The sequence below is a fragment of the Salinisphaera orenii subsp. halophila YIM 95161 genome (genome assembly GCF_003732545.1).
Taxonomy (GTDB): domain Bacteria; phylum Pseudomonadota; class Gammaproteobacteria; order Nevskiales; family Salinisphaeraceae; genus Salinisphaera; species Salinisphaera orenii_A.
The window spans coordinates 1-10,552 of sequence record NZ_AYKF01000129.1; the positions used below are offsets into that span (position 1 = coordinate 1).

Annotated in this window: 7 protein-coding genes; 1 reads left to right on the forward strand and 6 read right to left on the reverse strand. The window is 68.4% G+C overall.

The window, feature by feature from the left end:
- Positions 1-100: 100 nt before the first annotated feature.
- Positions 101-829, reverse strand: coding sequence for an FMN-dependent NADH-azoreductase (locus SAHL_RS15720; RefSeq protein WP_123592375.1), 729 nt, complete (start codon positions 827-829; stop codon positions 101-103).
- Positions 830-949: 120 nt separating this feature from the next.
- Between SAHL_RS15720 and SAHL_RS15725 the strand changes: the two genes are divergently transcribed.
- Complete coding sequence (locus SAHL_RS15725; protein ID WP_123592370.1) at positions 950-1,846, forward strand: LysR substrate-binding domain-containing protein; 897 nt, start codon at positions 950-952, stop codon at positions 1,844-1,846.
- A 195-nt stretch (positions 1,847-2,041) separates the two neighbouring features.
- Here SAHL_RS15725 and SAHL_RS15730 read toward each other — a convergent pair whose 3' ends face one another.
- The 5 genes from SAHL_RS15730 to SAHL_RS15750 all read right to left on the reverse strand — a co-directional run.
- A complete protein-coding gene (locus SAHL_RS15730) occupies positions 2,042-3,472 on the reverse strand; it encodes an MATE family efflux transporter (RefSeq protein WP_123592371.1) in 1,431 nt (476 codons plus the stop codon).
- 872 nt (positions 3,473-4,344) lie between these two features.
- Positions 4,345-5,100: an SDR family NAD(P)-dependent oxidoreductase gene (locus tag SAHL_RS15735; RefSeq protein WP_123592372.1), complete on the reverse strand. Its 756-nt coding sequence runs from the start codon at positions 5,098-5,100 to the stop codon at positions 4,345-4,347.
- Positions 5,101-5,462: 362 nt separating this feature from the next.
- Positions 5,463-7,583, reverse strand: a complete 2,121-nt coding sequence (locus tag SAHL_RS15740; protein ID WP_123592373.1) for a putative bifunctional diguanylate cyclase/phosphodiesterase — start codon at positions 7,581-7,583, stop codon at positions 5,463-5,465.
- A gap of 378 nt (positions 7,584-7,961) precedes the next feature.
- Complete coding sequence (locus SAHL_RS15745) at positions 7,962-9,338, reverse strand: NAD-dependent succinate-semialdehyde dehydrogenase (RefSeq protein WP_123592374.1); 1,377 nt, start codon at positions 9,336-9,338, stop codon at positions 7,962-7,964.
- Positions 9,339-9,455: 117 nt separating this feature from the next.
- Positions 9,456-10,552 (reverse strand): putative bifunctional diguanylate cyclase/phosphodiesterase (locus SAHL_RS15750; protein WP_148045587.1); only part of this gene is annotated, 1,097 nt, incomplete at its 5' end.

Below are 10,552 nucleotides of genomic sequence, written 5' to 3' on the forward strand. Positions count from 1 at the left end.
TTGTGCATCGGCGTTGCAAGCTTATTCGCGGCTCGCCGGCGCGCCCGTACGATAATCCGGCTCCTAAACACCGGAAGCCGGATTATCGCTTCGCCCGCCGCTAGGCGGTATCTAACGTGCCAGCCCTGGCTGGAAGCGCGTTGCGAGGTGTCGCATTCGCTGCCACCTGTAGCTCGTCTACAAGCCGCTCGACTTTACGTGTCGCGTCAGCGATCGACTTCGCCAACACTTCGCCGCCCGCTTCCTGCCCCTCGGTGGCCACGGTATGCATACGGGTAATACCGATGAATACAAACGCCGAGGCCAGGAGGGATTCCAGATGGTTCATATGCGCCATCTCTTCGCCGGTGGCCATGTTCATGCCCCCGCGCGCCGCGAGGACGACCACATGGCGTTCGCGATCGGCGAGTTTGGCGATATAAGTCTCGGATGGGTTGGTCTCGTCGATATCGACCGTTCGGCCGATCCTGACGACCTGGTCGACCCAGGTCTTCAGCGGCGCAGGCATGCCGAAGTTATAGAGCGGCGTGCCGATCACCACGATATCCGCGGCGATCAGCTCATCGACCAGCTCGTCGCTTTCGGCCAGTGCGTCTCTCATCCAGGGCTCGCGGCGCTCGTCGGGCGTAAAGGCGGACGCCACCCAGTCGTGGTTGATGAAAGAGGGCGGGCATTGCCCCAGATCTCGATAAACGACAGCGTCTTCTGGCCGGCGAGACTGCCACCGGCTGACAAACTGGTGGGACAAGTAACGGCTGTGGGAACCGTGGTGATCGGTACCGGCAAGCCCGGGTCGAGCGCTGGCATCCATATGCAGAATGTGTGACATGAGCGGGCTCCATTTCTGAATTGAGTTCATCTATGATTGACGACGGATTCAGCATAGGCGGGCGTCAGCGAGCCCTACAAACGATCTTTTTGCGGGCTGACAGATGAGATGAATTCATCCATGAAAAAGCGCCGCCTGCCCTCACTTTCGGCACTCCGGGCCTTTGAAGCCGCGGCCCGGCATGAAAGCGCCAAGCAGGCGGCGCTGGAACTCTCGGTCACGGCGACGGCGATCAGTCATCAGGTTCGAGGGCTGGAAGCGGCGCTGGGCATGGCGCTGTTCGTGCGTAAGCCGCGACAGCTCGAGCTGACCCCGCGCGGGCGCGAGCTTCAGCAGGTGTTGGAATCGTCGTTCGACGCCATCAGCCATACCATCGAACGGCTGAGCGCCGTTCCCGAGCGCCAGGCGCTGACGCTGACGACCACCCCGGTGGTCGCCGTACGCTGGCTGCTGCCCTGGATTTACAAGCTGCGTGAGTCCAACCCCGATATCGATCTGCGTATTCATGCCACCCACGAGCCCGTGGCCCTGGATGGATTGACGGCGGATATGGCCATTCGCCACGGCGACGGCCGCTGGCCGGGGCTGATCGCTGACAAGTTGTTCGGTACCACCCTGATTCCGGCCTGCAGCCCGGGCCTTGCCCAGCGCCTGGGCGAGGCCGTAGCGGAATATCCGCTGATTCACTTTCGCCCCCAGGGCGTGCTGATATCGCCCATGGACTGGCCGGGATATCAGAAGCAAGCGGGAATGGCCGGGTTGAATACCGGCGCAGGGCTGGCGTTTTCGGACGAAAACCACGCCATTGCAGCGGCCGTGGGCGGCCAGGGCGTGATACTGATGAATCGCCAGCTCATCGAAGACGAGTTGGCGGACGGGCGCCTGGTACAACCCTTCGGCCCCGAGCTGGAAGATCGCGCGTTCTTTCTGTTGTATCCCGAAAACCGCCGGCACGATCCGACCCTTGCGGCCGTCAAGGCATGGGTGATGGGGGTATCACAAGAGGCGACTTCGTGACCGGGTTAAGAGGAGTTGAAAGTCTTGCACGGTGCATGGGCGCCGTAGGCCACCCCGCGTAGCTCCATCTCGCACAAGAAATCTGGCTTCCGAGCATCGGAAGCCGAACTGTCGCTTCGCGGACCGCCATGCCTGGCTAACGCATCAGCCCTGGAATATCCGCGACGCGTCTCATCGTTTGTCCGGTCTCGTCGTTCAAGGCCCGGACGCCGACAGCCGCCGCAGCTGCGACACCCACACCAGCCGCCGGCCGAGCAGGGCGGCGGCCACGCTCAGCCCGGCGATCAGCCCGATCCAGTAGCCGTAGACGCCCAGCCCTTCGAAGGCGCCGGCGACGCCGCGCCCGAGCAGGTTGCCCAGGCCCACGCCGACGCCCCAGTAGGAGACGAGCGTCACGATCATGATGATGCGCGTGTCCTTGTAGCCGCGCAGCGCGCCGGCGATGCTCACCTGCAGCGCGTCTGAAAACTGATAGAGCGTGGCGATCAGCAGCAGCTGCACGGCCAGGCGCTGGATTTCCGCGTTGCCGGTATACAGCGATACCGCCCAGGGCGCGCCGAGAACGATGATCAGGTCGATCACGAACGCCGCTGCCAGCGCGCAGGCCACCCCGTTGAAGGCCACGAAGCGCGCATGGCGATACTTGCCGCGGCCCAGCGCCTGGCCCACGCGCACGGTCAGCGCCATGCCGAGCGACAGCGGCAGCATGAACAGCACGGAGCTGAAGTTCAGCGCCACCGTATGCGCGGCGATCACGATCTCGCCGTAGCCGGCCAGAAACAGCGCGATCACCGTGAACAGCGACACCTCGGCGAAGATCGCCACGCCCACCGGCAGACCCACGCGCAGCAGCTCGCCGATCAGCGCCGGCACCGGCCAGGAGAAGGCCGCGCCGAAGCGGGCGCGCGCATAGACCCTGGCGAGCCGCGTGTAGCAGAACATCGCTACGAACATCGTCCACATCGAGATCGCCGTGGCGATGCCGCAGCCGGCCGCGCCGAGCGCGGGCAGGGCGAGCAGCGGCGCCGGCAGATCGGCGCCGAACAGCGCGACGAGGCCGTCACCGCCGTGGATGAGCCCATAGTTGGCGACGATATTCACCGCCAGCCCCAGCAGCGCGAACTGCAGCGAGGCCCGGGTATGGCCCATGCCGTCGGAATAGAAGCGCAGCGTTTCGTAGAGCGCGATGGCCGGCAGGCCGAGGGCGACGCCGTCGAGATAGCGCAGCGCGAGTGTGGCCACGTCCTCCGGCACCGACATGAGCGTGAACACGGGTGCGGCCAGTGCGCGCACGCCTAGCGCACAGGCCACGCCCAGCACGGCCGCGACCCACAGCGCCTGATGTACGGCCGGGCGGATCGCGCCAAAGCGGCGCGCGCCCACGTGCTGGGCCACGATCGGCGTCAGGCCCATGAGCGTGCCGATCATGAACAGCACCAGCGGCAGCCACAGGCTGGAACCCACCGACACCGCCGCCAGGTCGCGCGCGCTGGCGTGGCCCGTCATCGCCACGTCCACGGTGCCCATCGCCACCTGGGCGAGCTGGGCGCCGAGGATCGGCAGCGCCAGCCCGATCAGGCGGGTGCTTTCGATCCGGCGAAGGGTGGCGTGTCGGGTGACGGACAAGACGGGCAGCCTGGCTGATGCGTGGGCGGTGGGTGGCTGGGACGCCGACGGGGCGTGACGCGTTCCCGCGCGGGTCGGCGGCTCGGCGTGCGCCACGGCCCGGGCGGCGATACGACGCGGTGCCCGGGCCGACGCCCCGAGCGGCCGTGCCGGCGGCTATTGTCGTACAAGACGCGGCGCTGGGTGCGTCGTGTCGTCGTGCGGCCCCAGCCGGCGACAGCGCCGGATTGTAGGGCACACGGGCCGGTCATCACTTCATGAGCGCGTCCACCAGGATCCGTGTTGCGGGAGGACGAGGCGCCGTGCGCGCAGTGGCCTCATGCGGCGCCACGTGTCGGCGCCCGGGATCGCCGCACCGCGCCGAGGTGTCGAAGCGTTTGTGCCCCAGGGATGAGCCGCCCGTGGACAATCGACCATGGGCCCCGCGGCGTTACGGCTTGATCGGGGTTCGCTGCGATCGGCGACTCGCGTCGCGCAGGATACGATGTGCAGTCTTCTGCGCGGCGCTTCCACGACGTGGCGACAGGCGTTTTTCCGGGCTTTCGGAGGTGCCGGGAAGCGTCCCGCGGCCCGGCACCGCAGCGATCCGGGCCGGCGCGGCCCGTCCCGCGGGCTCGTACTTCGTGTGGCCGCGTCCCGGCGCGGATCGGTTCGCCGGGCCCGCGCGCGACACACGTCGGCGCGCTGCCCGGCTCCCTGGGCCGTGATCTATGAGTGATCGCGTGCGGCGATGATCGTGCGGCGGCGGCCCCGTGGAGACGGCCATGCGAGGGCAGCGCGAGCGTGCCAGAACGGAGCGGCGCGACGAGCGGCTCGGACGGCATGACGAACAACCGGTGCGGCGGTTGCCCGGGCACGGGTACAGCGCCGGCTCAGCTTCGCAGTAGTTGGCCGCCGTCCACGGTCACGGTCTGGCCGGTGATCCACGACGCCAGCGGCGAGGCGAGAAAGACCACGGTGTTGGCGATCTCGTCCGGCCGGCCGAAGCGGCCGAAGGCAATGCTGGCTCGCGTGCGCTCGTAAAGGTCCGGATCGCGGGCCTTGCGCTGCTGCCAGAGACCGCCCGGGAAGTCGATCGAGCCGGGGGCGACGGCGTTCACGCGCACGCCGTGGGCCGCCATGTCGGCGGCCTGCGACTGGGTGTACTGGATGAGCGCGGCCTTGACGGCGCCATAGGCCGCGGTGCGGGCCGAGGCCGCCTGGCCGGCGATCGAGGCGATATGGATCACGCTCGCGGCTTCGCTGTCCTCCAGCCAGGGGCGGGCCGCGCGGGTGGCGCGCACGGTGCCGAGCAGGTCGACGTCGATGCTGGTCGCCCAGCCCTCCTCGCTGTCGCCGGCACCGAAGCCGGAGGCGTTGTTCACGAGGATGTCGATGCCGCCGAGCGCGGCCGCCGCGGATTCGACATAAGCCGTTACCGCTTCGGCGTCGGCCACGTCGCAGGTCGCCGCATGCGCGGTCACGCCGTGGCCGGCCAGCTCCGCACGCGCCTCCTCGAGCCGCTCGGCGCCGCGCCCGCAGATGGAGACGTGCGCGCCTTCCGCCGCCAGCGCGCGGGCGATGGCGAAACCGATGCCACGGCTGCCGCCGGTGATGACGGCGCGCCGGCCGGCGAGATTGCTTTGCATGAGGGGCTCCTTCTGTCCGGGTGAATCGGCGATGCGCGCCGCCCGTCGCGGCGGGCTGGCGGCGCGTGATGGACGTCGACGTTACGCCGAGCGCCACCGTGCGCGCCAGTGCGGGCCGTGATCGCCGTCGGGTGACCGGAAGGATGCCTGCGGCGCCGTGCCCGGCCGCGGCGGACTGGCGACGCGCGGGATCGCGCCGGCACATCGGGCCGACGGGGGCCGGGGATCTCGAGCGAGCCCGTGAGGGTCGAAGCCGTACGCTGCCGGCGGCCGTGCCTGGTCGCGTCGGGCCCGGTGGCCGGGCCGCCCCTCGGCGCCGAACGCGTGGCGACGCCGGCGGCATCGCCCGCCGCGGGGATCGCTCAGCCGTAGCGCGGGGCGGCGCCCGAGGGCGCGACGGCCCGGCTCGCGTCGCGCATGAAGTCCGCGAACGCGTCGGCGGGCACGGCTTGGCTGAACAGAAACCCCTGCATCTCGTCGCATTCCAGCTCGACGATGTAGCGCAGCTGGTCTTCGGTCTCGACGCCCTCGGCTACCACGGCCAGATCGAGGCTGTGCGCCAGGGCGACGATCGAGCGCACGATGGCCGACTGCTGGGATGTCCCGTCCGTCAGGGCGCCGATGAACGAGCGGTCGATCTTGAGCTGCTGGATCGGCAGTTTCTCCAGATACGACAGGCTGGAATGGCCGGTGCCGAAATCGTCGAGGGCGACGTCAACGCCCATCCGCGCGAACTGCTTGAGCGTGTCGACGGCCTTGAGCATGCCCTGGATCGCCACCGTCTCGGTGATCTCGAACATCAGGTAACGCGAGGGCACGCCGTGGCTGTCCAGACACTGCTGCACCCGGGCCGGCAGGCCGGAATCGCTGACCCGGCCGGCCGACAGATTGACCGAGATGCGCGGCACGTCGAAGCCGGCGTCGAGCCAGCGACGGATCTGGGCGCAGACGGTGTCCAGCACGTGGATCTCCAGGGCCTCGATCTGGCCGGAACGCTCGGCGGCCGGTATGAAGCGGTCGGGCGGGATCAGCCCCTGCTGCGGATGCCGCCATCGCACCAGGGCCTCGGCGCCGCTGAGCGCCCGGCTGGCTGCCGTGAACTTCGGCTGGTAATACACCACGATGTCCTGCCGCGCCAGCGCGTCGGCCAGCTCGCGCTGGAGGCCGAATTCCGCCTCCGCGGCCGCGGCCATGTCGGGCCGGTAGCCGACCGCGCCGTTCTTGCCGTTCTTCTTGGCGTGGTACATCGCCAGATCCGCGGCGGCCACCAGAGCTTCGGCTGTCTGGCCGTGTGCCGGATAGCGCGCCCAGCCGATGCTCGCCGACAGCCCCGGCGCCTCGTGCGTGGACTGGCGGATGGCGGCCAGCACGCGCGAGGCCAGGCTCCGGCCCTGTTCGTCGTCGGGCACGGCGTCGGCGACGATCAGGAATTCGTCGCCGCCGATCCGTGCGACCGTATCGCCCTCGCGCATGGTGCCGCGCATGCCCTGGGCCACGCGGGCCAGCACCTCGTCGCCGGCGCGATGACCGAGCTGGTCGTTTAGGGCCTTGAAGCCGTCGAGATCGATGTAGAAAACGGTGAATTCGGTGCCGGCACGCTCGGCCCGCTCCATGGCCGCCTCCAGGCGCTCGTCCAGTAGCCTGCGGTTGGCCAGGTCGGTGAGCTCGTCGTGATAGCTGCTGTAGTGCAGCTGATCGTTGGCGTCGCGCAGCGAGGCCACGAGGTTGGCCGTTCGATACTCCAGGCGACGATCCTGCGCCGCGGCCAGCAGTGTCGAGCCGAGCAGCACCAGCGACAGGGAGCTGATCAGCACCGCCAGCCAGTGGGCATCGACGCCGCCGCCGCTGTAGTCGGTCATGGTCGCGGGGAAATGGGCGGCCGCCATGCCCGCGTAGTGCATGCCGGCGATGGCGCCGCCCATGAGGGCCGCCGCGCCCAGCTTCTTGACGATACGCAGGCGCCGTTGCCAGTCGCGCAGGGCGAACGACAGGCCCAGCGCGGCCGCCGAGCCCAGAAGAAAGGCCACGAGCAGGGAGAAGGCGACCCACGCGGGCTGGTAGACGATCTCCGCGGCCATCGGCATGGCGTGCATGCCGGTGTAGTGCATCCCGGCGATGGCCACGGCCATCAGCAGCGATCCGGCCAGCCAGGTCCAGCGCTCGAGCGCGGCGCGACAGCTCAGCCCGAGTGCGGCGGCCGAAGCGACCACCGCCATCAGCCAGGACAGCGCGGTGGGGCCGATCGCGTAGCGCATCGTCATCGGCAGCTCGAGCGCGAGCATGCCGATGAAGTGCATCGACCAGATGCCGGAGCCCAGAATCAGCGCGCCGGCGGCCAGCCAGATCCCGGTCTGGCGCCGCGATGCCGCGTGCACGCGATCGGTCAGATCGAGCGCGGCATAGCCCGCGAGCATCGCGACACCGACCGATAGCGTCACGAGCGCCGGGTCGTAGCTCTTGGTCAGGTAGGCGGCGGCTTCCATCGATCGACAACTCCGGCGGTGAACGGTCTGCGGGCCCGACACGGTCTGGCCGTGCTGTCGGCGTGTCGCCGTCCTACCGAGCCCGTCCTACGGGGCGCTCCGGCGATCGCCCGGCACGGGTGCGTATCGCCGGCCACAGTGTAGACAAACTGGTTGTACACAAGCTGTCCTGTGCAGCGATGTGGCCCGCAGCCACTACGCGCGGACGTGCCGCCGGGTCGCACCGGCCGTTGGTTCGGGATGAGGCGGGTGCGAATCGACACCGCCGATAGCGGGCCCGCGGCTGCATGCCGCGCCGGCCGGGTCGCGGGCATGAAAAAGCGCCCGCATTCACGCGGAATGCGGGCGCTCGGGGCGGGCCAGTGCGTCGCCGCGGGATCAGTCGATGATCATCACCGACTTGGCGTTGACGAATTCCTTCATGCCGAAGCCGCCGTGCTCGCGGCCGTAGCCGCTGTCCTTGACGCCGCCGAACGGCAGATGCGGCTGCGCCAGGCGATAGCCGTTGATGTTGACCATGCCGGTATCGAACAGGTTGCGGGCGATATCGATGGCGCGCTGCTCGTCCTTCGAGAAGATGCCGCCGCCCAGGCCGTAGCGCGAGTCGTTGGCCACGCGAATGGCCTCGGCCTCGTCGGCCGCACGGATCAGCGAGGCGGCCGGGCCGAACAGTTCCTCGTCATAGGCCGGCATGCCCGGCTTGAGGTCCTCGAGCACGGTCACCGGGTAGAAATAGCCCGGGCCGTCCGGGATCTCGCCGCCGCACACGCAGGTCGCGCCCTGGTCGATCGAGCGCTTGACCAGATCGTGCAGCGTATCGCGCAGGTCCTCGCGCGCGATCGGGCCGAGCGCGGTGTTCGGATCGGTCGGGTCGCCGTATTCGATCTGGCGCATCTTCTCGACGAACTTCTCGCGGAAGGCGTCATAGACGGCGTCGACGACGATGAAGCGCTTGGCCGCGACACAGGTCTCGCCGTTGTTGTAGATGCGTCCCTGCACGCAAGTCTCGACCGCGCGATCGATATCGGCGTCCTCGAGCACCAGGTAGGCGTCGTTGCTGCCGAGCTCCAGCACCGATTTCTTGAGCTGCTCGCCGGCCTTGGCCGCGACCGCGCTGCCGGCGCGGGGACTGCCGGTGAGGGTGACGCCGCGCACGTACTCGTGCTCGATGAGCTGGCTGGTCTGATCGGCGTCGATGAACAGCGAACGGAACACGTTCTTCGGCAGGCCGGCCGCGACGAACAGCTTCTCGATTTCGACGGCCGCGCCCCAGACGTTGGGCGCGTGCTTGAGCAGCACGGTGTTGCCGGCCATGATGTTGGCCACCGCGTAGCGCACCACCTGATAGAACGGGAAGTTCCAGGGCTGGATGCCCAGGATCACGCCGATCGGCTGGTAGCTCACCAGCGCCCGGCCGCCGTCGAGATCGCGCTCCTCGTCGGCCAGCTCCTGGGGACCATTGTCCGCCGTGAATTCGCAGATCGCCGCGCAGAGCTCGATCTCGCCGCCGCCCTGGGCGATCGGCTTGCCCATCTCCCGGGTCATGAGTGCGGCGTAGTCATCCTTGTTGGCACGCAGGCGCTTGGCGATCTCGCGCAGGATGCCGGCGCGTTCCTCGAGGGATGTCTTGCGCCAGTCGAGAAAGGCCTCGTGCGAGGCGCGCAGCGTCGCCAGCGCCTGTTCGTCGGTGGCGAGTTCGTAGGTGTCGATGACCTCGCCGGTCGCCGGGTTGATGGTCTGATGCGTGTTGGCCATGACGGGCCTCCAGTGCGGGAACGGTGTTGTGCCGATGACGGCACGCGTGCCTTCTAACTGGGGTGCGGCGGCCGCGCATTCAAGCCCGCGGCGGGGTCAAGGCAGCTCAGTGACGTCTCACGAGCGTGGGTTGCCCGGACCTGAAGCGGGCGGCTCGGGCGTGGCATGGCCGCCGTGGGCGTGCACAAGGTCCGCAAAGGCGGCCTGATCGACCGGCGGGCTGAAGTAGTAGCCCTGCATATCGTCGCAGGCCTGCGAGCGCAGAAAATCCCGCTGATCCTCGGTCTCGACGCCCTCGGCGATGACGTTGAGACTGAGGTTCCGGCCCATCGTGATGATGGCACGCGCAATCGACTGGTCGTCCGTGTTGCGGGACAGGTCGCGCACGAAGGAACGATCGATCTTGAGCGTGTCGACGGGCAGCCGGCGTAGCTGTGTGAGCGACGAATACCCCGTGCCGAAATCATCGATCGCGATGACCACGCCCAGTGCCTTGATTTCGGTGAGCCTGGCCAGCGCGCTACGGACATCGCGCATGACCGCGGTTTCGGTGATCTCCAGTTCCAGCAAATGGGCCGGCATGCCGGTATCGGCCAGCACCGTGCGCAGATGGCTGACCAGTTCGGGATCGGCAAACTGCGCCGGCGACAGGTTGACGGCCATGCGCAGCGCGTTCATGCCCTCGCGCTGCCAGGCCATGTTCTGGGCACAGGCGGTCTCGAGCACCCAGCGGCCGATCGGAAGGATCAACCCGAGCTCCTCGGCCAAGGGCAGGAACCGCGAGGGTGTGACCTCGCCGAGTTCCGGGCTCTGCCAGCGGAGCAGGGCTTCGGCGCCAATGATCTGGTCGCTGGCGAGGCTGATCTTGGCCTGATAGGCGAGCGACAACTCGTCGTGATCGAGCGCCCGCCGCAGCTGATTCTCCATCTCGATCCGGCGAAGCGAGCGCTCCTGCATCGCCGGCGCATAGAACTGGAACGTGTTCTTGCCCTCTTCCTTGGCGGCATACATCGCCATATCGGCGTGCTTCATCAGTTCCGAGGCGTCGCTGGCGTCGTCCGGGAACATGGCGATGCCGATGCTCGCGGTGATCCGGAACTCCCGGTCGTTCAGGTCGATGGGCTGGAGCAGGGTGGCGAGAATCTGGCGTGCGGTGGCCGCGGCATCGGCGGGCGCGTCGAGTTCGTTGACCAGGACGAGAAACTCGTCCCCGC